This window comes from Frankia sp. CcI156, assembly GCF_001983015.1.
Classification (GTDB): Bacteria; Actinomycetota; Actinomycetes; order Frankiales; family Frankiaceae; genus Frankia; species Frankia casuarinae.
The window spans coordinates 111,903-136,716 of the sequence record NZ_MOMD01000013.1; the positions used below are offsets into that span (position 1 = coordinate 111,903).

Genomic DNA, 24,814 nt, shown 5'->3' on the forward strand with positions numbered 1-24,814 from the left:
TGTGTCCCCTCGTCTGCCTCCTGCGGCTGGTGGGCTCCCGCCGCCCGGGGCCGTACCTCGCAGACGGCGGGAGCCTGGGTCGAAGCGTGGCGTAGTTGTCACGCTGCGGACAGATGCCAAGGGGGTCACTTCGCCGCGAGGTGACCCCAGGCGCACCACCAACTCCACCGGCCCACCGCCAAGTACCTATGCGGGTCGTGGCCACAATTACCCAGTGCGCCCGCCTCGCCACGGAAGTCGGTACGCTGGGCCTATGGCTGGAAGCCTCGGAGAGCGGGTCGCGGAACTACGGGTCCGGGCCGTCCTCACTCAAGATGAGTTCGCGGAGCGGGCTGGCGTCAGTCTCACCACGGTCCGGAAGTTGGAACGGGGCGCCAGGGATGCCGTGAGCCTCCCCACCCTGCATTCGTTTGCCCGCGTCCTGGGCGTCACGACCTCGGACCTCCTTTCCTACGGCGKTCCGCTCGACCGTGACGACAACGGCGACACCGCAGACTTGGCCGCGCTGCGCCGGGTGCTGGTGCCGGTACCCGTTGGCCCCGCCAGGGGCGACGCGCCCAACATGGGGGACGTCAGGCAGTCGCTCATTGAACTAACCCAGACCTATCAGGCCAATCGGTACAAAGAGGCGCTGGCGCTGGCGCCCGGGCTCCTGATCGCTGCGGACGCGGCCGCGGGTGCGGCCACGGGCGACTTTGCCATTGTCGGGCAACGGCTGGCAGCTCGTAGCTATCTCATGGCGTCGTTGGTCCTCCTGCAATTTCGGCGGGAGGATTTGTCAATCACGGCGGCGGAGCGCGCAATCCGCGCGGCCGAAAATGCCGGTGATGAGCTGCTTCGGGCGAGCGCCGCCGATAACATCGCCTGGAACTTCACCCGGCAAGCCCGGTTGGACGATGCCGAGGATACGGCGCGCTTTATGGCGGAAGCCATTGAACCCACGGGCGAAGTGACCGATGTGCATCTTGCCCAATACGGCCGTTTGCTCACCCGCGCCAGCTCGTCGGCCGCCCGCAATAACCGCCCGGCAGCCAGTTCCGCGTATCTGGCTACGGCCAAAGAGGTAGCCGGGCGGCTCGGCAACGACTACATGACCGTGAGCAGCTTTTGGGCCGCCTTCGGCCCGACCACGGTTGACACCATCGAGGTTGAAAATGCGATGGTGATGGGTGAGGCGGACCGGGCGCTGTTCCTCGCGCGCAGGGTGCGCCGGGGCGAAGCAATCCGGGAAACGACGTGGCAGCGGTATTTGCTCACCGTCGCGGAGGCGCAGGTTGYCACCAAGGGCTACGCTGGCGCGGTCAAGACGCTGGCAGGCGTCCACCAGGTCGCACCGGAGTGGTTTATTACGCAAAGGCTTGCGCGGCGGCTCATACACGCCTTGCAAGACGCCACCTCGGTCCGCTGGGCGCGCGCTAACGGCCTCGACGTATTGGCCCAAGCCATCAAGTGAGTACGGGATAAGTGCGGTTTCAAATGGGCGAGGGGTCCAGAGACAGCGATGGCTCTGGACCCCGTGATGCCGGTGTTACGTTGGGAGGGGCGCGACTGCGGGTTTGATGGGTGCGATTACTGGCCCCAGCGCTGGGCGATTAGGTACGCGCCCGCCGCCCCCGCACTCCCCGTGCCTTCTCCAGCGCGGCGTCAGGTACCACCTTCCGGAACTCCGGGAGGGTCACGGCGAATTGGCGGGCTTGGTCTTCGCYGGGCAGCCTCACCGCGCACARCACGATGTCCCCCGCTTCCTTCATTGCCGCCACTTCTGGCGGCAAAATGTCGAGCTGGCAGGGCRCATCCAGAAGCGGGTGAGTTTTGACGGTCAGAGTGCCGAACTCCTCGTCGTCCGCCATTTCCCCGGAAATGTCGGAGACCTTCTTTTGTACGGTGGCCACGGCCTTCCCTTCGGGCTGTAACGATACGGCCATGATCCACTATTGGGGATATTGTTAATTCCATCAAGACTTGACTGACAAAAGGTGGCCGCTCCCGTGTCCGGTCGGGTCGAGGTTGCCGGCCCATTCGCGGCTTCGGGGCCACATTGTTGCAGGTTTTCAGCGGCGACTCTTGCGTATAATTGCCGCCGCAACCTTCCCCTCCGCCGATGGGCCATGCGCCACATAGGGTGACAGATCGGACACTAAGGGTAGAAGTGCGACCCCTACCTTAGCCACGGTTCTGCTCGCAGAACTTGCACAAAGTCGCATGCGTCGGATGGTTACACTACGTGTCCGCGAGCGTGGCCGCCATGGTCGCGCCCAACTCCCAGCATGCTTCGCGGGCAGCAGCGTCGAGCGCTCCCACCACCGTCAGCGGCTYCCGCAAGCGCTTCCACCGCAGCCCCGCAGTGATCGTCTCGACTGATCGCACGGCGCCGGTGGTGTCGCTGCCGCCGTGGACGTAGAGGGCATACGGCCGGCCGACGATTGCTTCAAGGCAAGGATAATACACACCATCAAAAAAGTGCTTCAAAGCGCCCGACATATAGCCGATATTCGCCGGAGTACCAAGAATATACCCATCGGCAGCCAACGCATCCGAGGCCGTGGCTGAGAGTGCCGGCCGCACCTCAACCTCTACGCCCTCGATCTCGTCCGTCCGAGCACCCGACAGAACCGCCTCCAGCATTTCCTGCATGGTCGGGGACGGGGTGTGATGGACCACCAGCAGCTTCGCCACAGCCATACCCTACCAAGCTAAGGCCCACCCCCTCATACGAGAAGGTGGGCAAGTGGTTAGGGACAGGTACACGGGCTATATACCCAGACGCGCCTCCGTGCAGCATCATGGCCGGCAAGGTGGTGGATCRCATCCATGTAGCGCGATGCCGCTTCCATATCCCCGAAGCGGTGATGGGGAGAGGTCCAGCCGCCCGGTTCCCGGTAGGCGAGATGAACCTTCACATCCACCGGAATTGGTAGGGCCTCAATCTGGGKAGCCGGATACCCTAAGCGCGCCACACGACGTCCAAGCGGTCGGGGTCAGACTGACTGAACCGCCCCGGTCTCCACCGAACCCGGGGCGGTTCACCCGGAGCGGCCACACAAGACACGCTCTTAATATAACTACCCGCGCTTTGACCGACCGAAAAACCCGCTACCAGCTACCAGCTGGTCAGCGGCGGGCACCGCTAAGCTGGAGACCGACCACTCCGACGATGACGAGGACCAGCGAGGCGACCTTTAGCGCGTTCATCGATTCGCCGAAGACGGCCGCGCCAATGACGGCCATGGCCGCGGTGCCGGCCGCGGACCACACCGCGTAAGTGAAGCCGATCTCCAGATGCTGCAACACTCGAGACACGAAAAAAAATGACAGCGGATAGCAGACACAGACCATCAGGGTCGGCCAGAGCCGAGTGAACCCGCTGGTCTCCCGGAGCGCCAGCGTTCCAGTGATCTCCAGCACTATAGCGACGATAAACTGCACGATGACGGCCACACCCGGACGATATCGGCGCGCCGGATGGCCGTCACCCCGGCCAGGGAGTTCAACCCGTTCGGCTCGTCGATCGGCTGGCGGTCACCAGTAGCGGGATGCCGACCCCGTGCCGGGCACTCGCCTCCGCGAGCAACGCGGCCAGCCAGCCCAGCGCGTCCAACGTCCACTCGGCGAGGGCCCCCTGGAAGGTGACCCGGTGCCGAGCAGGTCCCTGCCACAGTTCATCGATGACGGCGGGTTCCAGCACCGGATGGTCGTCGTTCGCCGGAGAGAGCGAGTCATCCGAGAAGACGTGCTKGTCGAGTTTGCGCAGCCAGTCGAGCATCGCGGGGGCGGCGGAACGGATGGCCGGGTCCTGCCCGCCGTCCACCGTCACCCGCACCCGCGTTCTGTGCCGCGGGGCGCAGTCGGCGAACCAGCCGGCATCCTGCAGTAGACTTCCCACGGCGGGTGTCCGTGGCGAGATCCCGAGGCCCTCCACCGGCGACACCTGCACCGGCAGCAGGAGCTGCACCGGCAGCAGGAGCTGCACCGCCGTCAGCCGCAGCGTGCCGATCCGCGCCACGACATCGTCCGCGCAGGCCAGGAACGGCTGCACCGGCAGGGGGCGGCGGTTCGGGACCGGTTCGGTCAACGACACCTGGAACCAGGCGGCGCGGGACGGCGACGCCCCGGCGGCGGCAGGCCGGTCCTGCCCGGCATCGTTCATCCCCCACAGGCCGCCGGAGGCGTCCGGCATGGCCTCGGTGAGCCAGCCCAGCGCGGACGACCTCGCGACGAACAGGCTGTACGCGTCGGAGGATGCGACGAAGGGATCCCGCCACGGGTGCGGCGCCAGCTCGCCGTACAGGGAGGCGAACAGGGTGCCGGCGGGCCCGGCCGCGTCACCCTCGTGCACTACCGCCGGCACCTGATGTTCCGACCCGTCGTGACGAGTTTGTTCGGGTCGTCGGGCACGCCCACCAGATCCACGTCGATGACGCTACGCCACCCTGTCAGACTGCCGCTCCTGCAGTGGCCCCGCCCGGTCGCCCGGTTTCCGGCGCCGCCGCCGGACTTCACCGTCGACCGGCCCACCGCGCCGACGTTCCGCCACGTGCCGTCGCTGTAGTACTCCTGCAGCTGGACGGTGACGACCGCCTTGGTGACGTCGCAGTCGATGTTGACCCACCAGCCGTGTCCGGACGCCTCATGAGCGGAACTGGAGACGTGTACGTCGTCGCCTCTGGTCTCGAAATAACACACCCGCGCGGATTTCGTGATGCCGGCTGGGGAACTCCTGCCCCGCAGGCCATCCGCGCCGACCGCGCCAGCCGCGACCGCGGAATCCGGGACGGGCGCGGGTACCGGCCCCGCCGGCGCCGCGATCGCCGCGGTCACCGAGATCTGCGACGTTCCGATCAGCACGGTGCTCGCAATGCAGGATCCCACAGCGAGCCCACGAAGAGAGTGACGCACAAGCGCACCTCCGAATCTGGTAGAGCAGCGGAAAGAATACCACGTGCCCGGGACGGAAATTGACGACACGCACGGCACCGGCCCCACCGATCCCATCCGGTGCCGGTGGTCACAAAAAAAATTGCATCGCCGCCATGCCGCGTCAAGCAGGCAGCCGTCCACCCGGCCCGTGTCGGACCCTACCGGTCGCCGACGGAAATCTTTTTCACATGGCAGACGAAAACGGCTCGCGCAGGCGTTTCTAATTCAGCCCCGTGGTAATCGTCTCGATGCCGCGCACGACGCCGCGCACGACGCCGGTGGTGTCGCTGCCGCCATGGGCGTGGAACGCGTACGGCCGGTCGGCCGTACGCCGCGCTCCCGTCGGTCTGGAGCGATCCCGCTTCCGTGGACCGGGGGTGTGAGACGGCTACGCCGAGGCCCGGCGAGCAGGACGTTCCCGCTCGGATCACACCGGCGCCCACCAGCCGGGATACATCACATCCGGTTCCCCGGGCCGGTACATTACGGCCATCGTGTCCAACATGCGCGGTCCAGGCGATGCGCCGCGGCGGCTCGACCGGCCGCTCGGCGGCGTACACCCGGTCCCGGCGGTCCCGGCGGTCCCGCTGTCTCCGACGCTCCCCGACGAGGCACCCAGCCCGATGAGTACGCCCGCGCGGGGCGGCCGCCATCCCGCCGGCGCGTCCGGCCGCCCGCCGGCAGCCGCCCCGCGGGCCGGCTCCGCCTGACGGACCGAACGATCCGTGTTGCTCTTCATCCCGCTGGCCCTGTGCGCCGCGTTCCTGCTCGCGTCGTCCGCGGCTCTGCAACAACGCGCCGCCGGACGCAGCCGGTTCGCCGCCCGTGACGACCGGACGCACGCGCTGCCCGGAATGGGGCATCTGGTCGACCTGGCACGCGAACCGATGTKGCTGCTGGGCTGGCTGACAAACGTCGCCGGGTTCTTCACCCAGGCGCTCGCCCTACACCTTGGTTCCCTCGCCGAGGTGCAGCCCCTCATGGTCACCCAGTTACTGTTCGCGCTCCCGCTGGGCCTGGTCCGCACCCATCTACGGATGGCGCGGGGAGCATGGTGGGCGGTGGCATCGATCTGCGCAGGCCTCGCGCTGCTCCTCACGGTCCAGGGACGCCTACCCGCCCATGCTCCCCTGGACGAATACCGGCTGGCGCTGACCATCCTCGCGATCATTGCCCTCGCGGCGACGCTGACGGTCTTCTCCCGCGGCCGGCGACCAGCAATGCGTGCGGCGATGCTCGGAGTCGGCGCCGGGCTGTTCTTCGCGCTGAGCGCCCTGCTGATGAAGCAGGCCACCGACGAGACCCTGAACGAGGGGATCGCTACCACCGCGACCCACTGGTTCGCCTACGCCCTGTGCGGAGTCACGATGGCCAGCCTCGTATTCGGGCAGATGGCGTTCGCCGTGGGTCCGCTCGCGCCGACCGTCACCGCCATGAACATCACCAATCCGACGGTCTCCTACACTCTCGCCGTGCTCGTCTTCGGGGTACCCGCCCCGGACACCCCCGGGGTTATCACGGGTGTCACGGTGGCGGCTCTGCTGGTCGTGGGCGGGGTCGTCCTGCTCGCCCGCTCGCCCGCCCTGCCACGCCCCACCCGTCGCCTGCCTGACGTCTCTCKCCACGATGCCCCCGCCCCGATGCCCCCCTCCTGATGCCCCCCTCCTGGCGGGCGACGAGGTCGAACTGTTACCGGTACTCGCGGAAGTCCAGCCTCCGGCCATCGAATGGTTCGCGCTGGAAGGRCTGCACCTGACGAGCGGGAGTCTCAGCGCCTGGCGACGGCAGGTTCGATCATCTCCTCGGCGGGGCAGGACGTCCGGGCAGGATGACGGGGACGACGGGCTCCGGGGACCGCCGCGGTCGCTCCGCCTGGTGGCGGCCGACGCGGGGCAGGCCCGGGGCGGGATCCGGGGAGCTGGCATGGGAACATCATCCGCACCGTTGCGCTGGACCACCCGATGCGTCATCGCGGGCGGTGGGCCGGCGGGGATGATGCTCGGTCTGTTGCTGGCCCGCGCAGGGGTGGACGTCATCGTGCTGGAAAAGCACGATGATTTTGCCCGTGACTTCCGCGGTGACACGATTCACCCGTCCACGATGGCAGTGATGGCGGAGCTGGGCCTGCTGACGGACTTCCTTCGCATCCCGCACACCCGGGCCGCCACGCTGGCTTTGGATATGGCGGGCCGGCGCCGGACCGTTGTGGACTTCCGGCACCTGCGGACGCCCTGCCCGTTCATCGCCCTGATGCCCCAATGGGACTTTCTCACGTTTCTGGCCGAGCGGGCCGGTGCCTATCCGACGTTCCGCCTGGCGATGAGCACCGAGGCGACCGACCTGGTCCGGGCGAATGGACGGGTCGTGGGCGTGCGCGCGGCCGGCCCCCTCGGGGAGGTCGAGATCCGGGCGGATCTGACGGTGGCCGCCGACGGCCGGCACTCGACCCTGCGGTCCCGTGCCGGCCTGCCGGTGCGGGAGCGCGGCGCTCCCTTCGACGTCCTCTGGTTCCGGCTGCCGAAAGACATGGGTGACAGGTCCGCGAGCGGCCGCCGGGCGGCGAGGGACGGGAACGGGAACGAGGAGGGGAACGGGCGTGGGGAGGAGAAGGGGAACGAGCGTGGGGAGGAGGGAAACGGGGACGGATTCACCCTGGCGCACCTCCGCAAGGGCCACGCCCTGATCACCCTGGATCGACGCGACTACTGGCAGTGCGGCATGGTGGTCCGGAAGGGGTCGGCGCAGCGGCAGCCAAGGACGGCCGGCGGGCTGGCGGCGTTCCGTGCGCAGATCACCACCGCGGCGCCGGCGCTGTCCGGTGCCGTTGACGACCTCACCGACTGGGACCAGGTGAAGACCCTGGTGGTGCAGGTCGACCGGCTTCGCCGATGGTTCCAGCCGGGTCTGCTCTGCATCGGCGACGCCGCCCACGCGATGTCCCCGGCGGGCGGCGTCGGGGTGAACTACGCCGTCCAGGACGCGGTGGCGACGGCGAACCTGATGGCCGTGACGCTGCGGGCCGGGCCACCCGAGCCGGCCGAGCTGCGGCGGGTGCAGCGCCGGCGGACCTGGCCGGTCGTGCTCATGCAGATGATCCAGGTCCGGCAGGGCGCCTTCCTGGTACGCCTGTTGGGTGACGACGAGCGGCCAGCGCACGGCGGCAGCCCGTCGCGCCAGGTCGCGCGTGCCCCCCTGACGAACGCGACGACGAACGCGACGGCAAGGACGATGACGGGGGCGGTGCGGGCCGGGATGTCCAACCTGGTGACGGCCATGATGTCCTATGGGGTGACCGCCACGGCGGCGCCGCGGATCGGGCGGGTGCTCGGGCGGGTACTCGGGCGGCTACTCGGGCGAGTCATCGGCATCGGATTTCGGCCCGAACACGTCCGCACCCCCGACGTGTTCGCCGAGGATGCCGGATACACCAAGAATGCCGGATACGCCAAGAATGCCGGATACGCCGAGGGCGTCGAGCGGGCGAGATGACCCCCCACGCCTCGCCGCCCGTCCGTCGCAGGCGGTGTCGCCTCAGCGGTTACCGAACAGACCGCCTAGGCCGCCACCGCCGAAACCGCCGCTTGGGCCGTGACCACCGTGACCGCCGTGCTGGTTGCCCTGGAACCCGCCCTGACCGAGGCCGAACTGTCCGGCGAGACCGGCACCCGCGAGCGCGTTGTACGGCGGAAGTAGCTCGCAGGGCTGCACGATGACGAAGCCCTCGCCGGTGAACTGCATCTGCCAGCTCTCCCCGGTGTTCCCCCGGGGTCGCCACACGGCCGAGGACGTCACCGCCGCCTGCATCGAGACCTGCAGGCTCGATGACCAGCCGACGACCGCGTCGGCGTCCGCGAAGTAGTAGTTCTGATGCGTTACGTGCATGACCAGCGGCGCCCCGGACGTGCAGACAGCGACCCGGCCGTTGCCGCGCAGCTCGACCTGGTAGCTCCCGACACCGGCGATGCCGACCTGGCTGTCCACCCGCACCAGGTCCCAGGTCAGGTCGGCGTTGAAGGCGAGCACGTTCTTGCCGTCGACGGTGAGCCCATCACCGACCAGGTCGAGGATGTGGATGTCCTGCGCCTGGTTGGCGAGGAAGACCGAACCCGATCCGGAGACCTGCATGAGGTTCAGGCCCTCGCCGCCGCTGAAGAAGCTGTGGAAACGCGAGCCCCAGCCCTCCCAGTGCGCGTCGAAGTTCGCGGCACCCTGGTAGGCGACCATCGCGCCCTTGCGGGCATAGAACTCCCGCATCCCGCGGGCGCCAAGCGTCGCCTTGAGCATCTTGCCGTTCTGCAGGGAAAACGGCTCGTCCGAGGGACGCTCGGGATTGTCCAGGAGACTGCTGCGGATGCCGCCGGCCGGCCCACCGGAGCCACCGGGAGGTGTCCCCTGGCCCGGCGGATAGCCCTGGCCCGGCGGATAGCCCTGGCCCGGYGGATAGCCCGGACCACCGCCGGGATAGTTGCCCTGCGGACCACTCGGGTGGCCRCCGTACATCCCGCCCTGCGTCATGTCGCCGTCCCCGTCCTCTCCGCGGTGCGCTCCGCCGTCCGGCGCCGGTACCCGGCCGCCCGCCCCCACCGTGCCATCGCGGCCTCAGCCCCGCACCGAGAAGGTCGGCCGCTCGTCCTCGCTCGGTTGCACGACGACGAACCCCTGGCCGGAAAAGCCGAGCTGGAACGCCTCCCCGGAGCCGCGCCCGATGAGCCCGCCGAGCCGGGCGGTGCGCCGGGGCTCGACGCGCAGCCCATCGGTGTAGGCGACGAGGGCGTCGGTGTCGACGTAGGTCGACGCCTCCCGGGTGTCGAGCACGATCGGACTGCCCTTGGCGGTCAGCGCCACCCAGCCGTGCCCACGCACCACCACGTTGAACATCCCCATTCCGGACAGCATGGTGATGCCGCGGACCCGCTCGATGCTCCACTGCAGCCCGGCGTCGAAGGCCAGGATGTTCTTGCCGTTGACCGAGAGTCCCTCGCCGGCAAGCTGCGCGACGATGACCTCCTTGCCGTAGTCCGCGAGGTACAGCAGCCCCTGGCCGGTCGCCGTCATGAGCGGAACGCCCTCACCCGTCGCCCAGGAGGAGGCGATCCGGCCGAGCTGCGGCGGCTGCGGATTGAAGTCGATCAACCCCTCGTAGGCGATCATTGACCCGACCCGGGCGAAGAGATCCTGGCCCGGGTTCATGACCACCTTGGCGATCTTCGAGCCGTGCCTGCTCATCCGTTCCATGATCGGAGTTGGTCCGTAGTGCTGGATCAGGCTGCCCTGCACGGCCCGCTCCTCTCCCCCGGCGGTCCTCCCGCCAGGCGCGCTTCCCGGATGGTCGACACGCCTCAGACCTCGTACGGCTGGACGACGATGAAGTGCCCCGCGAACCCCATGAACTGCAGAGCCAGTGCCTCGCCGCTACCGCCGGCGTAGATCTGCCGGGAGATCCGGACCTGAGTGGACACGCTGACCCGCATGCCGGTGGTCCAGGCGACGAGGGCGTTCATGTCCGCGAAGGTCGGGCCCTGCACGGTGAGGGTCATCGGAGACCCCTTGGTCATGACGACCACCGAACCCGGCCCGGAGACCTCGAAGTGGAAGAACCCCCCGCCGGGGATGCCGGGGCTCTCGATCCGACGCACCTCGGTGCGCACVGTGGCGTCCATCGCCAGCAGGTTCTTCGCGTTGACGCAGAGGGAGGAGCTGCCGAGCTCGACGATGTGCAGGTCCGCGGCGTCCTGGGCAAGGAAGACCTCACCCGAGCCCTTGCAGGTCATCAGCTTGAGGCTCTGGCCGGTCAGCTTGCCCTCGATGAGACCGCGCAGCCCGCTGCTCTTGTAGTCGAACTCGACGCTGCCCTGGTAGGCGACCATCGACCCGCGCAGCGCCAACGCGTCCGGACCGAGGGTGACCTTGACCAGCTTGCCGTTCTGCTGGGTCCACCGACCGGCGGTCGGCACCTCACGGTAGGGATCCAGGCTGTTCATCGCCCCGGGCAGGGTGGGTCGCGCCTGCGACGGCAGGATCTCGGGTCCGCCGAACGCGCCGGTCGGCGGCATCCCACCCGGCATGCCGGTGGCGGGCATCCCACCCGCGAAGCCCATGGGCGGCGGTGCAGCGAGCGGAGCGCCGAAACCGGGAGCGCCGAAACCGGGAGCGGGGGCCGGCTGCGGCGCCTCGTCGGCGACCTCACCGCCGTAAGAGCGGATGAGCTCGGCCAATCCCCCCTGGAACCCCTGGCCCACGGCGGCGATCCGCCACACACCCTTGCGGTAGATGTCGGCGATCATCACGGCGCGCTCGCTGGTGAAGTCGGCGCCGGTGAAGGAGTAGCGCAGCACCTCGGTTCCCGCGACGACGACCCGCAGGTACCCCGACGAGATAGCCGAGGCGCTACCGGCACCGTCGAGGGCGGCGCAGAACGACAGCCGGCCGATCGAGGCGGGCACCTGGTCGAGGGTGACCCGGAACGCCTGACTGTCGCCGGCCTGCGGCCCGAGGAGCTGGATGGACTTCTCCGGCGACGCCGGCTGGTTGAAGAAGACGAAGTAGCGGTCGTCGGTGAGGCGATCGGCGCCGTCCAGGCCGAAGCAGGAGATGTCCCACTCCCCCGGCGCATTGATCTGGATCCCGACGTACAGGTCGGTGCCCGGGGTGATCGTCGACAGCTGCGCCTTCTGCCCTCGACTGAACTGGGTGACCAACACGCTCCCTCCACCTGGCATTCCGTGCCGGACCGGCGCAACCATGACCTACCGGCGTTACCGTGCCCAACCGGCCAGCCAGCACCCGCCCGCATCCGCACGAACCGGACTGCCGGCAACCTAGCAGCTGYCGGAGAGTACAGCCGAACACGTCGGCGCCGGGAACGCTGTCGATCCCCGGACAAGACGATTCGCGGACAGGACGATTCGACGACGACACCGGCATCGGAGCGGCTACCGGTGAGGCTCCTCTCGCGCTCCGACATGGTCGGGCGTTCACTGGACAGATGCGCTACGTCGAGGGCATCACGACAGCCAGCGGTAAGAAGATATCCAAGATCGGCCTCGGAACCTGGCAGTTCGGGTCCAGGGAGTGGGGGTACGGGGCGAGCTACGCCGACACCGAGGCCGGGCGCATCGTGCGCCGGGCCCTCGAACTCGGGGTGACGCTGTTCGACTCCGCCGAGATCTACGGGATGGGACGCAGCGAACGCATCCTCGGCTCGGCGCTGGCCGGGATCCCGGACGCGCTGGACCGGGCGTACGTGGCGACGAAGGTGTTCCCCGTGCTCCCGCTGGCTCCGATCGTCGAGCAGCGGGCGGTCGCGAGCGCGAACCGGCTCGGGGTGCACCGCATCGACCTGTATCAGGTCCACCAGCCCAATCCGGTGATCAGGGACGGCCAGACGATGCGCGGGATGGCGGCGCTGCGCGCCGTCGGCCTCGTCGGGGACGTCGGGGTCAGCAACTACTCGCTGACCCGCTGGCAGGACGCCGAGGCGGCGCTCGGCGCGCCCATCCTGTCCAACCAGGTCGAGTACAGCCTGGTTCGGCGCAGGCGKGGCGAGGAGCTGCTGGCGTTCGCCGCCCGGGAGTCCCGGATCGTGATCGCCTGGAGCCCGCTGAGCCAGGGGCTGCTCTCGGGCCGCTACGACGTCACGAACCGCCCGACCGGGCGGATCCGCGCGATAAACCCGCTGTTCCTCACCGAGAATCTGGCCCGCGCCACCCCGCTGCTCGACGTCCTACGCGAGGTCGCCGCCACGCACGACGCCACCCCCGCCCAGATCGCGCTGGCCTGGGCGATCCATCATCCGTCGGTCGTCGCGATCCCGGGGGCGTCCAGCGTCGCCCAGGTGGAGAACAACGCCGCCGCGGCCGACATCACGCTCACCGAGGACGAGTACGGCACGTTGACCGCAGCCGCGCAACGCTTCGAACCGCTCGCCGGCACGTCGGCCTTCGCCGCGCTGGCCGCGGAACGGCTCCACCGCTGACCGCTGTCCGGCCAGTCCGAGGCGCCCGGCCAGTCCGAGGCGCCCGGTCAGTCCGAGGCGCCCGGTCAGTCCGAGGCGTCGTAGGTGGTCACGTCGTCGGAGGAGRTGTCGTCGGAGGAGATGATGTGGAACGGCGGGCACACCCCGGTCGAGTGGTGGGCCGCGGCCTCCAGCGCCATCCGGACCCGCTGTTTCGGGTCGAGGCCCCGGGTGCTGTGCAGCGAGCCGCAGGCGTACTCGTCGCCGCTGCCGACCGCATAGTAGTTGTCCGCGCTGCGGCCGATCTGGTAGTCCGAGTCGATGCGGTAGAGGTGTCCGCGGAGGCCGACCAGGAACAGCCCGCCGCTCTCATTGCCGGAGTCGTTGCGGGCGAAGCCGCCGTCACGCAGGCAGTCCCGGACCACCGCGATGAAGTCCGTCGCCATGAACCGATYGAGATCCCAGTCCTGCGGGACCGGGGGCACGAGGCTGTAGCGGAGCAGCTGGCCCATCCGGAACGAATCAGTGAACCCCATAATGAACTCACTGTTACGAAACACCTTGGTATCCGCACGGACAGTGATAGACCAGCCAGCGACACCGGCGCTGTCCCCACCGATCACGACCCGGCCGTCCTGCTGTACCCCGACGATGCAGGTCACGAAGCGGAATGGTACCGGTTCGCCCCGAAGCCGGACGCCGTACCCCATCCGCGTCACCAGCCCGTTGACACGCTCCGCCCGTTGACACGCTCCGCCCGCTGTCACCCGCCCCGCCCGCTGTCACCCTGCCGACCCGGGAGCCGTTCCGGCGGTCCGGTCGTCAGGCGGATGTGAGAACGTGTCCTGCGCACACACGAGAACGGAAGCGGAGGACGGGCACACCATGGGGATGAAGCGGTTCATGTCGCGGCTCGGCGTGGGCGGGGCCGCGGTCGAGACCGTGCTGGACCGTCCGGAAACCCTGCCGGGCCAGGTCGTGACCGGTCTGACCACCGTCACCGGCGGCAAGGTCGAGCAGAAGATCGAGAAGGTCCTCGTCGCGCTCGAGGCGACCGTCGAGGTCGAGACCGACGACTCGACCTGGCACGARCAGGTCACCTTCGGTACCCAGCAGATCGGTGGCGGCTTCACTATCCACCCGGAGCAGCAGATCAGCGGCCGCTTCGAGCTGCCCGTGCCGTGGYAGACCCCGATCACCGACATCGGCGGGTGGCATCTGCACGGGATGAAGATCGGGGTGCGGACCAAGCTGGCCATCCCCGGGGCGGTGGACCCGGGTGACCTCGACGCGGTGAACGTGCACCCGCTGCCCGTCCAGGAGGCGGTGCTCGCCGCCCTCGGTGACCTCGGCTTCCACTTCAAGTCCGCCGACGTCGAGAAGGGCCGCCTACACGGCTCCGACCTGCCCTTCTACCAGGAGATCGAGCTGAAGCCGTCGGGCGAGTACGCCCGGCGCATCTCCGAACTGGAGGTCACCTTCCTCGTCGACGGCTCCGGGGTGGACGTCGTCCTGGAGGCCGACCGCCGCGGTGGGCTGCTGTCCTCCGGCGGCGACGAGCTCAGCCGGTTCCGGCTCGGCCACCACGACACCGACCGGCACCAGCTCGCCGGGCTGCTCCACCAGCAGCTGGAGCACCTGGGCCGCCGCCGCGGCTGGTTCTGAGCGCTCTACCCGTCCGGGGGACGTCGGCTCACCTGGTGAAGCTGCAAGAATACGGTATGTGAAGATCGAGGAGCTGGAGGCGGATCGTACCTGGCTGGCGTTCGACCCCATGCGGCAGCTTCGGCCGCACCTGACCTCCACCGGGTTCGTCAAGCTCGTCAACGAGGTCCAGCGCCCCGAGGGCTACCGCCTGGTCGCGTCATGGGACGGGGAGCTGGGACGGGTGGTCGCGGCGGTCGGATTCCGGCAGGTGACCTCGCTCGCCTACGGGCGGCATCTGGTCATCGACGATCTGTCCACGATCCTGGCGGCGCGGGGGCGGGGGCACGCCACCCGGCTGCTCGCCTGGAGTGAACGGGAGGCGCGCCGGCTCGGCTGCGAACATATCCATCTCGACGCCGGCACCCACCGCTACGAGGCGCACCGGCTCTACCTGCGAACCGGCTTCACGATCGCGGCCTTCCACTTCACCCGCCGACTCTGAGGTCCCTCCGCAGTCCCTCCCCCGGCCGTCAGCCGTCCGGCGGTCAGGGGACAGGGGGTCAGGGGGGCAAGGGGACAAGGGGGTCAGGGGGTCAGGGGGTCAGCAGCCGGGGGGTCAGCCAGTCGACGACCGCTCGGACGAACGACCTGCGGTGGCGCAGATCCGCGATCTCGTGCCCCTCGCCGGGAAAGAGCAGGTAACGGCAGTCGACGCCGCGAGCGAGGGCCGCGGCGACCGTCTGCTCCGCCTCGATCACCGGGACGTTGGTGTCGTTCTCCCCATGCACGACGAGCAACGGCGCGGCGAGGGCGCTCATCCGGTGCAGCGGGGACAGCGCCCGCAGCAACGCCGGCTCGGTGCGTGGATCACCGTACTTGGTGACCGCGGACGCGGCGATCCACGGCTCGGTGTACTGATAGAAGCTCTCCAGATCAACCATCCCGCAGACGTCTACCCCGACCCGGAACAGCTCCGGGAAGTGGACCATCGCCGCCAGCGTCAGATAGCCGCCGTAGGAGCGGCCGGCGACGCCGATCCGGTCCGGGTCAGCCAGGCCCGTCGCGACCAGATGCGCCACGCAGCTGCGGACGTCGGCGATGCCGCCGAACCGACGATGGGTGTGATCGGCCTCCTCGAACGACCGGCCGAATCCGGTGGAGCCGCGCACGTTCGGCGCGAACACCGCGATCCCCCGGGCGAGCACGGCCTGGAACAGCGGGTTGTAGACGGGACGCTCCTGCGCCTCCGGGCCGCCGTGCAGGTGGAGCAGGGTCGGGACCGGTCCTCGCGGGCCGTGCGGGCGGTACCACCAACCGGACAGTTCCCGGCCGTCGTGGGCCGGCAGGGCGCACGGCACCGGACGGACCAGCCGCGGGTGGTCACCGGTGCGGGGCCCGGGGATCCCGGGTACACGCGCCGGCGCGGATAGCCCGGATGGCATGGATGGCCCGGATGGCCCGGATGGCCCCGGGCTGTCGGATCCCAGGCCGTCAACGTCGATGTTCAGGACGACCCGCGGTCCCGGGATGGTCACTGCCTCGACGGGAGCGTGCGAGATCAGCCGACGGTAGCCGGCGGATGGCGCGGTGAGATCCCAGGTCCAGATCTCCCCCGGCCTGGTGGCACCATCCAGGGCAAGCACGAGCTCCCGCCCCCCGGGCCGGACGAGCACGCCGGTGACGACGTCGCGGGGAAGCGGCGGCAGCGTCAGTGACCGTCCGGTGGGCAGATCGACCAGCGCGAGCTCGCTGCGCCCGCCCACGTTCCAGACGACGACCGCCCGATCCGGATCGAGCAGGGCGAACCGCTCCAGATCGGCGTCATCCCGGGCGGCGAGGACCCGCGGCCCGCCGGTCGGATCGCCCGTGGGGTCGACGGGGACGTCGAACAACGCGGCCCGGTCCCGCCCGATGTCGCACAGCAGCAGCAGGCGACGGCCGTCGGCGACGAACCGACCGGTCACGGTGGTCGCCGTCCCGCCGGGCACCTGCCATGACCCGCCGATCCCCTCCCTGGCTGCGATCCCCTCCCTGGCTGCGATCCCCTCCCTGGCTGCGATCATGGTGTCGACCACGAGCACCCGCCGGACGCCACGGGGGCCCTCCCGCAGCAGCAGGCGGTACCCGCCACCGGCCGGGCCCCGCCCCGGACCGCCGCTCCCCGTCCCGTCCGGCGCGGGGTCGGGGAGAACGACGACGTCGCACACCTGCAGCGCCACTCCGGCGGCGAGGCGGGTCCGTCGCCCGTCGGAGTCGATCAGCACCGCGGCGGTGCGGCCGGACGGATCGGAGCGGTCGGACTCGGTCACGACGAGGCCGTGGCCGTCGTCGGTCCAGCGGGCTGGGGTGGCGGCCCGCCTCCCGCCGCCGGCCAGGTGGCGCAGGTCACCGCCGTCCGCCCGGACGGTCCGGACCTCGGTGAGCTCCCCGCCGCCCGGCGCGACGTGGACGGCGATCCGGTCGTCGGTCGGCGACCACAGGACCGCCCGGACATGACCGGGGCCGGTGTCAACCGGGCGCTCCCGGCCATCCGGGTCCCGGATCCACAGCGCGGGGGCGCCGCCGCGATCGCCGACGAAGGCGAGCCGACCATGCGGGCCGGTACTCGGTGCGCGACAGCTCGCCGCCGCGACCCAGGCGTCGGACAGATCGCCGGGACGCCCGGAGTCGACGGTGTGCGCCACCACCGGCCGTCCCACCACCRGCCGTCCCACCACCGGCTGCGCCACCACCGCGGGTCGGATCATGTCACTCCAAGGGATCATGCGACTCGGTCGTGCGATGTACGTGGGTCGTGCGATGTACGTGGGTCGTGCGATGTACGTAGATCATGCGACCGTGTGGGTCTGGAGCCACATCTCGRGCAGCGYGGCCTGCCACAGGGCGTTCGCGCCGAGCGCCGTGCGGTTGTCGTTCGGGGCGGCGAGCATCGTCTGGACCCACACCGGCCGGAACAGACCCCGCGCCTTCGCCGCCGGATCGGTGAGCGCCTCGCGCACCCGGTCCAGGAACGGCCCGTCGAGATGGCGGATCGCCGGCACCGGGAAGTACCCCTTGGGTCGGTCGATGACGTCGACCGGCATCAGCGGGCGGCCGATGTTCTTGAGCACACCCTTGCCGCCGGAGGCGAGCTTCAGCTCCGGCGGGCAGGCTGCGGCGAGCTCGACCAACYCGTGGTCGAGGAACGGGGTGCGGGCCTCAAGCCCCGCGGCCATCGTCATGTTGTCGACCCGTTTCACGGGGTCGTCAACGAGCATGATCGTCGAGTCGATGCGCAGCGCGGCGTCAACGGCGGTTTCGGCGCCCGGCCGGGCGAAGTGGGAGGCGACGAAGTGCCGGCTGGCATCGGCCTCGATGAGATGGTGCGGCTCCACCATCGCGGGCAGGTCCCGGTGCGGTCGGTCGGCGAAGACCCGCAGGTAGGCGTCGACGGCGTCGGTCCGCCCAACACCCGCCAGCGGCGGATACCAGGAATACCCGGCGAAGACCTCGTCGGCGCCCTGCCCCGACTGCACGACCTTGACGTGCCGGGAGACCTCCTGGGAGAGCAGGTAGAAGGCCACGCAGTCGTGGCTGACCATCGGCTCGCTCATCGCGGCGACGGCCGCGTCGACGGCGGGCAGCAGCCTCGTCCCCGGCACCCGGATCTGATGGTGGTCGGTGTCGAAGTACCGGGCGATGACGTCGGAGTAGACGAACTCGTCGCCGGGCTCGCCGCCGACGGCCTCGAACCCGACACTGAAGGTCGCGAGATCCTTCTGCCCCGCCTCGGCGAGCAGCGCGACGATCAGACTGGAGTCCAGCCCACCGGACAGCAACACGCCGACCGGGACATCGGCGACCATCCGGCGGCGCACCGCGAGGCGCAGCCGCTCGGCGATCGCGTCCTGCCAGTCACGGGCGGTCCAGTCCGCGTGCGCGGGATCGCGGGTGAAGCTGGGACGCCAGTACAGGTCGTCGGTCGAGGTGCCGTCCGGCTCCACCACCCGCACGGTCGCCGCGGGCAGCTTGCGCACCCCGGCCAGAATCGTGTGCGGTGCGGGCACCACGGAGTGGAACGACAGGTAGTGGTGAAAGGCGACCAGGTCGATGTCGGAGGAGACGCCGCCGCCGGCGAGCAGGGCCGGCAGGGTGGAGGCGAACCGCAGGCGCTCRCTGTTCCCGGTGAGGTAGAGCGGCTTGATGCCGAGCCGGTCMCGGGCGAGGATCAGCCGTCCGCTGTCCCGCTCGGCGATGGCGAAGGCGAACATCCCGGCGAAGTGGTCGACGCAGCGTCTCCCCCACCGGTGGTACGCCTTGCCGATCACCTCCGTGTCGGAGGTGGAGAAGAAGCGGTAGCCGGCCGCGATCAGCTCGTCACGCAGCTCCTGATAATTGTAGATGCACCCGTTGAACACCGTGGTCAGGCCGAGTTCGTTGTCCACCATGGGCTGGGCACCGCACTCGGACAAATCGATGATCTTCAGGCGACGGTGCCCGAACGCGACCGGGCCGGCGGACCATACTCCCACGCCGTCCGGGCCCCGCRGCACCATCGTCGCGGTCATCCGCACCACCGCGTCGACGTTCGCTCCCCGGCCGTCGAATCTCAGCTCGCCACTCAGCCCGCACATGTGCGCTCCCGTCGATCGATGAGGTCAGGCGAGATCCATTCCCCGAGGCTTCCTTCCCGGTACCGCAGCCGTTGACTACGACCTCACTTTCGAGGACGGAGATTTCACAACAGTGTCCGCGATGTTGCCAACTCCCTCGGTCGCCAACCCGCACGGAACCGCAGCGCATCCCGCACGGAACCGCAGCGCATCCCGCGACGGAAGACCGGGCCACCCTGGATCCGACTACGGAGAGTATCGGCCACGGAACGGTTGACGGCGGGGAATCACCGGCTAACGGCGGGGAATCCAGGTGTCCTTGGATCCCCCGCCCTGCGAGGAGTTGACGATCAGACTGCCGGGAGGCGCCACCCGGCTGAGCGCCGCGGGCACCACCCGCGGCTCCCGCCCGGCGTAGACAAAGACCCGCAGATCTACCGCGCAGGGTTCGAGATGGCTGTCATGCCAGGTCGGATGGGTCGACAGCGACACCAGTTCCTGGCCGATCCACTGCCGGGGATTGGCCAGGATCCGCTCGCGGACCTCGGTAAGCCGGTAGGGCTCGGCGTGCGGCCCGATGACCACGCCGGACCCGCCGTACCCGTCGACCGGTTTCACCACCAGTTGATCGAGGTTGTCCAGCACGTGTTCACACTGCTCCGGGTCGCCGCAGACATAGGTCGGCACGTCATCGAGCACCGGCTGCTCGCCCAGGTAGTAGGTGACCATCCGCGGGACGTAGGCGTAGACGACCTTGTCGTCACCCACCCCGTTACCCAGAGCGTTCGCTATGCCGACCCGGCGGGCCCGGATCGCGCGCAGCAGCGGGAGCCCCAGCGGGGTGCCGGCGGCTCCGAGGGCGCCGAACAGGTCGTCCTCGTCCATCCGGCGGTAGAGGACGTCGACGCGGCACCGCCGGGAGCCGTCGATCCGGTAGACGACGTCGTTGTCGTCGACCAGCAGATCCGCCGGTTCCACCAGCGCGACGCCCATCTTCTCGGCGAGCAGGGAATGCTCGAAGTACGCCGCGTCGGTCTTCCCGCCGGTCAGCACGGCCACCGCCGGGTCCCCCGTCGCCGCCGCCGGGGCCGCCGCGACCAGCGCCTCGTGCAGCAGGGCGGGTATGCCGTCCAGTCGCAGGATGCCGGCCGGCGGACCGAGCTCCGGCAGCACCGACTCGGCGAGCCGCCGGCCTTCCATGGCGTAGGCGATACCGGACGGCACGCGCAGGTTGTCCTCCAGCACCAGCCAGCCGCCGTCGCCGCCGCGGACCAGGTCGATGCCGGCGACGGTCACCCGGATGGCGTCCGGGCCGACGGCGCGACCGCCGTGGCGCAGGCTCGGCGCGTCGTTGACCACCCAGGCCGGCACGATCCCGTCGGCGACGGCCGCCCGCTCGCCGTAGATGTCGTGCAGGAACGCCTCCAGGGCCCGGACCCGCTGGCTCAGCCCGGTCGTCAGGGTCGTCCAGTCGTCGGCGGCGATGATCCGCGGGACCAGGTCGAACGGAAAGGGACGGCTGGCGGAGTCCCCCGAGGCCCGGAAGACGATCCCCCGGTCGTTCTGCTCGGCCTCGCGCGTCCCGACCCGTTCGTCGAGGATGCCCGGGCCGAGCCGTTCCAAGGTGCGCATGACGGCCCGGTACTGGGGACGGACCGCGCCGCGGGCGTCGACGATCTCGTCGTACCCGGTCGGCTGGTAGCGCTCGAGCAGCCGCGGCGCGATCTGGTCGGAGGCGGACACAGCGGGCGCGCTCCCMAGCGCGGCCGCCGCCCCCGCGGGCGGGACGTCGCGGGTCTCGGCCAGCACCAGATCCGCGACGTCGGTGAGCAGACCCCGACGGGCGAAGGCCCGGYGCTGGCGGTGCGCCGAGCTGCCCCGGCCGACGGCCTGTTCGGCCAGGTTGTCGATGAGCTCCCAGTCGTCGAACCGTTCGAGCTGCGGGCGGACCTCGGTGAGCAGCCGGCGCAGCATGGCCTGGGCCGGTATCGGGCCRGCACCGAGGATGTCGACAAGGTCGCCCTCCAGGCCGGACCGGGCCGCCCGCCAGGTCGCCGCGCGCAGCAGCTCCGCGCGTGGCGGCGGGGCCTGGCCGCCGGCCTCGATCTCCTCGATGGCCTGGCACACCAGCGCCCGGAACAGCCCGGCGATAAGGATGACGTTGTCGACGTCCGGGCAGGCATCGCAGATGCGCAGCTCGACGGTGGGCAGGTGGGCCGACGGGCGGACGTCGAAGTAGACCATCCCCGGGTCGCTGATCACCCCGGACTTGATCAGGTCTGCCACGAGCTGGTCGTACTCCGCGGCGGTCCGGAAGGACCCGGCGACCCCCGCGGTCGGCCAGCGCTGCCACACCAGCGTGCGCATGCTCGCGTAGCCGCTGTCGGCGCCCATCCAGAACGGCGAGCTGGCCGAGAGCGCCAGCAGCATCGGCAGCCACGGCGCGGTCCAGGCGACGACGGCCATCGCGAGGTCGCGGTCGGCCACGTCGACGTGCACTTGGGCGCCGCAGATGAGCTGCTCGCGCGCGACGATCTGGTAGTCCTCGGTCATCTGCTCGTAACGGTCGTCCCGGGAGACGTCGAGCAGATCCATGTCCACGATCGGCACGGTGCCCGCGGCGGCCGGCCCGAGCCCGAGCTCGCCGGTCACCTCCGCGAGTCGCCGCCGCAGATCGAGCAGGTTCGTCCGCAGCTCCAGCAGATCCGCCGTCGRCTGACTGTTCGTCTCGACAACCGATTTCAATAGCTCTGGAGAGAACGAGTCCCCGTCGAGTCGACGGAGGACCTCCTCGGCCCTGGGAACGAGCTGACGGGTAGTGAGATCGAGGATGTGAAATTCCTCCTCGACGCCGACGGCCACGATTCGTGCGTCGCTCATGGCGGGCTACGCTACGGCCGGCCGGTTACGCATGCGTGTCACAGATATGACCCGCCTCGGGAAGAATCCCGCGCTACTCGCCACGGACCTGCACCCCCACCCTTGTCATCGTCGGGTACCGGCCGCCACCCGACACCTCAACCCGACGCCTAGCCCGGCCCACCCGCGCGGCCACTCTCGTCCGACCCGTCCGTCCGGCCCGTCGGCCCTGCTGGTGGGGCCGACGGGCCCACCAGGGTCTCTACTATCCCGCCGGGCCTCGATAAAACGTGACGAAGCGTGCAGGGCGCGGCGTGTCCGATGCGGCGCGCGGTCGCCCGACCGGCTCACCGGCGGGAGGATCGACGGGTGTGGCGGGACGGACGGATGCGGCGGGACGGACGGATGCGGCGGGACGACGATCGGGCTGCTGCCGGGCCTGTCCCGGGACGAGGGAAACGACCATCTCACCGTCAGCCTCCCGACCGGGATGGGCGAGCTGCGCAACGGCCTGCTCGTCCGCGGCAGCGACGCGTTGGTCGCCGTCGGCGGAAGCTGGGGAACGCTCAGTGAGATCTCCTTCGCGCTCCGGACCGGGAAGACGGTGATCGGTCTCGACACCTGGGCCGTGGACACCCGGGATTCATCGCTGCCGACCGTCATCCCGGTCCAGGATGTTGACGATGTGGTGCCGCTCCTTCCAGCACACCTCAATGATGCCGGCCCTCGATGACGTCTACCGCTTGATGACGTCTACCGCTTTTTGTCCGACACGGTTATGACCCCCATCATAGGCGTTCCGAAGTTGCCGTTGGCGTCCTGGATGCCGCCCTCCGGCCCAGGTGCGACCGGCTGGTTGAAGTCATCCAGGTTCGAGTGGAAACGACAGCGGTGGAGGAAGGATCCCGCCTTGCGGAAAGTTGGGGTGAAACTTTCTCCCGGATCGAGCACCTCGTCGGTGCCCCGGTGGTCCGATGCCCGAGAGAAAGAGGCCGACATTCCGGAGTGCTGTGAAAGTTGTTGTGAACAGGGAGTTACCCTGTTCGCCGACGGCCAGCTCGCCATTGCGAGTTCCCGCCCATTGCGTGTCCCCGCGGCCGCGGCGCGGCCGTGGAACACCTCGTGAACCGTCCGGCGTATAGCGTCGAAGGCGCCGGACCCGACGGGTCCAGGCAGATCGGCCGGGTTCCGCCGGCCGCGGCCCGCGCACAGCCTGCGCACGGGGCCGGTGCAGGGAAGGATCGCGATGTTCTCGTTCGGGATACTGCCGGCCCTGGCGGGGCTCATGGCGGCGGCAATCGCCGCCGGGCTGTGGTGGTCGGCGGACTGGTGGGGGGCCGCCGCCGTGTCCGGCGCCCTGCTCGCCCTGGCCGTCCACGACGTCACGCAACGCCGGCAYGCAATCCTGCGGAACTACCCGGTGTTCGGCYACCTCCGCTTCATGCTGGAGTCCATCCGGCCGGAGATCCAGCAGTACTTCATCGAACGCAACTACGACGGCCGCCCGTTCGACCGCGACATCCGGACGAGCATCTACGAACGCGCGAAGGGCATCCACAGCGACCAGGCGTTCGGCACCGAGCGCGATGTCAACGCGGTCGGCTACGAGTACCTGCTGCATTCGACGGTGCCACTGGCGGTTGCGCCAGGCACCCCGCCGCCCCGGGTGCGCATCGGCGGCCCGGACTGCACCCAGCCGTATGACATGGCGCTGCTCAACATCTCGGCGATGAGCTTCGGAGCGTTATCGGGCAACGCCGTGCTCGCGATGAACCGCGGCGCGGCGGCGGGCGGTTTCGCCCATGACACCGGGGAGGGCGGTCTCACCGAGCATCACCTGCGCTACCACGCCGACCTCGTCTGGGAGATCGGCAGCGGCTACTTCGGTGCTCGCACGGCGGACGGCGACTTCGACCCGGCGCTGTTCAAGGACAAGGCGGCTCTTCCGTCGGTCCGGATGGTCGAGCTGAAGCTGAGCCAGGGCGCCAAGCCCGGCCTCGGCGGCATCCTGCCCGCGGCGAAGGTCAGCGCCGAGATCGCGCGGGCCCGCGGTGTCCCGGCCGGGGTGACCTGTGTCAGCCCGCCGGGACACCGGGTCTTCTCGACTCCGCGGGAACTGGTGCTGTTCATCGCCCGGATGCGGGAGCTCGCGGGTGGCAAGCCCACGGGATTCAAACTGTGTATGGGGCCCCGGCGGGAATTGCTCGCGATCTGCCGGGCGATGCTGGCCGAGGGGATCACCCCCGACTTCATCGTCGTCGACGGAGGTGAGGGCGGCACCGGCGCCGCGCCGCTGGAATACGAGGACCACGTCGGTACTCCGCTCACCGAGGGCCTGATGACGGTGCACAACGCACTCGTCGGCGTCGGCCTGCGAGACCAGGTCCGGATCGGGGTGAGCGGCAAGATTGCCACCGGGGTGGACATCGTCAAACGGCTCGCCCAGGGCGCCGACTACACCAACGCGGYCCGCGCGATGATGATGGCGGTCGGCTGTATCCAGGCGCAACGCTGTCACACCAACACCTGCCCGGTCGGGGTGGCCACCCAGGATCCGCGCCGCGCCCGCGCGGTGGACGTCGCRGACAAGGGCGAGCGGGTGCGCCGCTACCAGCAGGCCGCGGTGGCCCAGGCGGTACAGATGATCGCCTCGCTGGGCTGCGCCGGTCCCGAACAGCTGCATCCGGGGATGCTGATGCGCCGGGTCACCCACACCGACACCCGTAGCTACGCCGAGCTGTACGAGTGGCTCGAACCCGGGGAACTGCTCGTCGAGCCGCCGGCGGACTGGGCCGCGGACTGGGCTGCGGCCGACCCGGACCGCTTTCGCCCCTGATCCAGGGGT

Annotated in this window: 20 protein-coding genes; 8 read left to right on the forward strand and 12 right to left on the reverse strand. The window is 69.7% G+C overall.

What is annotated here, in order from left to right:
• The first annotated feature begins 253 nt into the window (after window positions 1-253).
• On the forward strand, window positions 254-1,453 hold the full coding sequence (locus CcI156_RS06130; protein ID WP_076804689.1) for a helix-turn-helix transcriptional regulator: 1,200 nt from the start codon (window positions 254-256) through the stop codon (window positions 1,451-1,453).
• Between the two features lie 139 nt (window positions 1,454-1,592).
• Here the strand turns inward: CcI156_RS06130 and CcI156_RS06135 are convergent, their stop codons facing one another.
• The 5 genes from CcI156_RS06135 to CcI156_RS06155 all read right to left on the reverse strand — a co-directional run bounded on the left by CcI156_RS06135 (window position 1,593) and on the right by CcI156_RS06155 (window position 4,869).
• Window positions 1,593-1,892, reverse strand: coding sequence for a hypothetical protein (locus tag CcI156_RS06135; RefSeq protein ID WP_139341426.1), 300 nt, complete (start codon window positions 1,890-1,892; stop codon window positions 1,593-1,595).
• Window positions 1,893-2,220: 328 nt separating this feature from the next.
• Window positions 2,221-2,682, reverse strand: a complete 462-nt coding sequence (locus CcI156_RS06140) for a flavodoxin family protein (RefSeq protein WP_076804692.1) — start codon at window positions 2,680-2,682, stop codon at window positions 2,221-2,223.
• Between the two features lie 429 nt (window positions 2,683-3,111).
• Window positions 3,112-3,438, reverse strand: a complete 327-nt coding sequence (locus tag CcI156_RS06145) for a multidrug efflux SMR transporter (protein ID WP_023841168.1) — start codon at window positions 3,436-3,438, stop codon at window positions 3,112-3,114.
• Between the two features lie 49 nt (window positions 3,439-3,487).
• Entirely contained in the window at window positions 3,488-4,348 is an 861-nt protein-coding gene (locus CcI156_RS06150) for a hypothetical protein (protein ID WP_083718331.1), read from the reverse strand.
• Window positions 4,336-4,869, reverse strand: coding sequence for a hypothetical protein (locus tag CcI156_RS06155; RefSeq protein WP_083342742.1), 534 nt, complete (start codon window positions 4,867-4,869; stop codon window positions 4,336-4,338). The genes CcI156_RS06150 and CcI156_RS06155 overlap by 13 nt, the downstream gene beginning before the upstream one ends.
• 773 nt (window positions 4,870-5,642) lie before the next feature.
• Here CcI156_RS06155 and CcI156_RS06160 point away from each other — a divergent pair.
• On the forward strand, window positions 5,643-6,572 hold the full coding sequence (locus CcI156_RS06160) for a DMT family transporter (protein ID WP_076804694.1): 930 nt from the start codon (window positions 5,643-5,645) through the stop codon (window positions 6,570-6,572).
• 268 nt (window positions 6,573-6,840) lie between these two features.
• Window positions 6,841-8,406, forward strand: coding sequence for an FAD-dependent oxidoreductase (locus tag CcI156_RS06165; protein WP_011437288.1), 1,566 nt, complete (start codon window positions 6,841-6,843; stop codon window positions 8,404-8,406).
• Between the two features lie 42 nt (window positions 8,407-8,448).
• Here the strand turns inward: CcI156_RS06165 and CcI156_RS06170 are convergent, their stop codons facing one another.
• The 3 genes from CcI156_RS06170 to CcI156_RS06180 form a co-directional block, all read right to left on the reverse strand.
• Window positions 8,449-9,432 (reverse strand): AIM24 family protein, encoded by a 984-nt coding sequence (locus CcI156_RS06170; protein ID WP_011437289.1) that lies wholly within the window; start codon window positions 9,430-9,432, stop codon window positions 8,449-8,451.
• 84 nt (window positions 9,433-9,516) lie between these two features.
• A complete protein-coding gene (locus CcI156_RS06175) occupies window positions 9,517-10,194 on the reverse strand; it encodes an AIM24 family protein (protein WP_011437290.1) in 678 nt (225 codons plus the stop codon).
• A gap of 62 nt (window positions 10,195-10,256) precedes the next feature.
• Window positions 10,257-11,615, reverse strand: coding sequence for a TerD family protein (locus CcI156_RS06180; RefSeq protein WP_035912209.1), 1,359 nt, complete (start codon window positions 11,613-11,615; stop codon window positions 10,257-10,259).
• A gap of 287 nt (window positions 11,616-11,902) precedes the next feature.
• On the opposite strand from CcI156_RS06180, the gene CcI156_RS06185 reads away from it, so the two are divergent.
• Complete coding sequence (locus CcI156_RS06185) at window positions 11,903-12,892, forward strand: aldo/keto reductase (protein ID WP_011437292.1); 990 nt, start codon at window positions 11,903-11,905, stop codon at window positions 12,890-12,892.
• A 65-nt stretch (window positions 12,893-12,957) separates the two neighbouring features.
• On the opposite strand, the gene CcI156_RS06190 is transcribed toward CcI156_RS06185, so the two are convergent.
• Complete coding sequence (locus CcI156_RS06190; protein ID WP_076804739.1) at window positions 12,958-13,533, reverse strand: hypothetical protein; 576 nt, start codon at window positions 13,531-13,533, stop codon at window positions 12,958-12,960.
• A gap of 223 nt (window positions 13,534-13,756) precedes the next feature.
• Here CcI156_RS06190 and CcI156_RS06195 point away from each other — a divergent pair, with 223 nt between their 5' ends.
• Together CcI156_RS06195 and CcI156_RS06200 are read left to right on the forward strand one after the other, a co-directional pair.
• Window positions 13,757-14,536, forward strand: a complete 780-nt coding sequence (locus CcI156_RS06195; protein WP_076804698.1) for a sporulation protein — start codon at window positions 13,757-13,759, stop codon at window positions 14,534-14,536.
• Window positions 14,537-14,594: 58 nt separating this feature from the next.
• Window positions 14,595-15,020 carry a GNAT family N-acetyltransferase gene (locus CcI156_RS06200; RefSeq protein WP_011437295.1) on the forward strand — a complete coding sequence of 142 codons (426 nt, stop codon included), beginning with the start codon at window positions 14,595-14,597 and terminating at the stop codon, window positions 15,018-15,020.
• Between the two features lie 91 nt (window positions 15,021-15,111).
• On the opposite strand, the gene CcI156_RS06205 is transcribed toward CcI156_RS06200, so the two are convergent.
• From CcI156_RS06205 to CcI156_RS06215, 3 genes are all read right to left on the reverse strand, one after another.
• Window positions 15,112-17,265, reverse strand: coding sequence for a prolyl oligopeptidase family serine peptidase (locus CcI156_RS06205; protein WP_076804700.1), 2,154 nt, complete (start codon window positions 17,263-17,265; stop codon window positions 15,112-15,114).
• A gap of 81 nt (window positions 17,266-17,346) precedes the next feature.
• Complete coding sequence (locus tag CcI156_RS06210) at window positions 17,347-19,131, reverse strand: N-acetylglutaminylglutamine amidotransferase (protein WP_076804701.1); 1,785 nt, start codon at window positions 19,129-19,131, stop codon at window positions 17,347-17,349.
• A 273-nt stretch (window positions 19,132-19,404) separates the two neighbouring features.
• Window positions 19,405-21,990 carry a carboxylate--amine ligase/circularly permuted type 2 ATP-grasp protein gene (locus CcI156_RS06215; RefSeq protein ID WP_076804703.1) on the reverse strand — a complete coding sequence of 862 codons (2,586 nt, stop codon included), beginning with the start codon at window positions 21,988-21,990 and terminating at the stop codon, window positions 19,405-19,407.
• Between the two features lie 31 nt (window positions 21,991-22,021).
• On the opposite strand from CcI156_RS06215, the gene CcI156_RS06220 reads away from it, so the two are divergent.
• A complete protein-coding gene (locus CcI156_RS06220; protein ID WP_232235132.1) occupies window positions 22,022-22,702 on the forward strand; it encodes a hypothetical protein in 681 nt (226 codons plus the stop codon).
• A 513-nt stretch (window positions 22,703-23,215) separates the two neighbouring features.
• Window positions 23,216-24,805, forward strand: a complete 1,590-nt coding sequence (locus CcI156_RS06230; RefSeq protein ID WP_076804705.1) for an FMN-binding glutamate synthase family protein — start codon at window positions 23,216-23,218, stop codon at window positions 24,803-24,805.
• Window positions 24,806-24,814: the final 9 nt, after the last annotated feature.

What these genes read in the sequence shown, in the direction of transcription:
- CcI156_RS06165 (WP_011437288.1), top strand. Translation starts at nt 6,841, where the DNA reads ATGGGAACATCATCCGCACCGTTGCGCTGGACCACCCGATGCGTCATC.
- CcI156_RS06220 (WP_232235132.1), top strand. Translation starts at nt 22,022, where the DNA reads ATGCGTGTCACAGATATGACCCGCCTCGGGAAGAATCCCGCGCTACTC.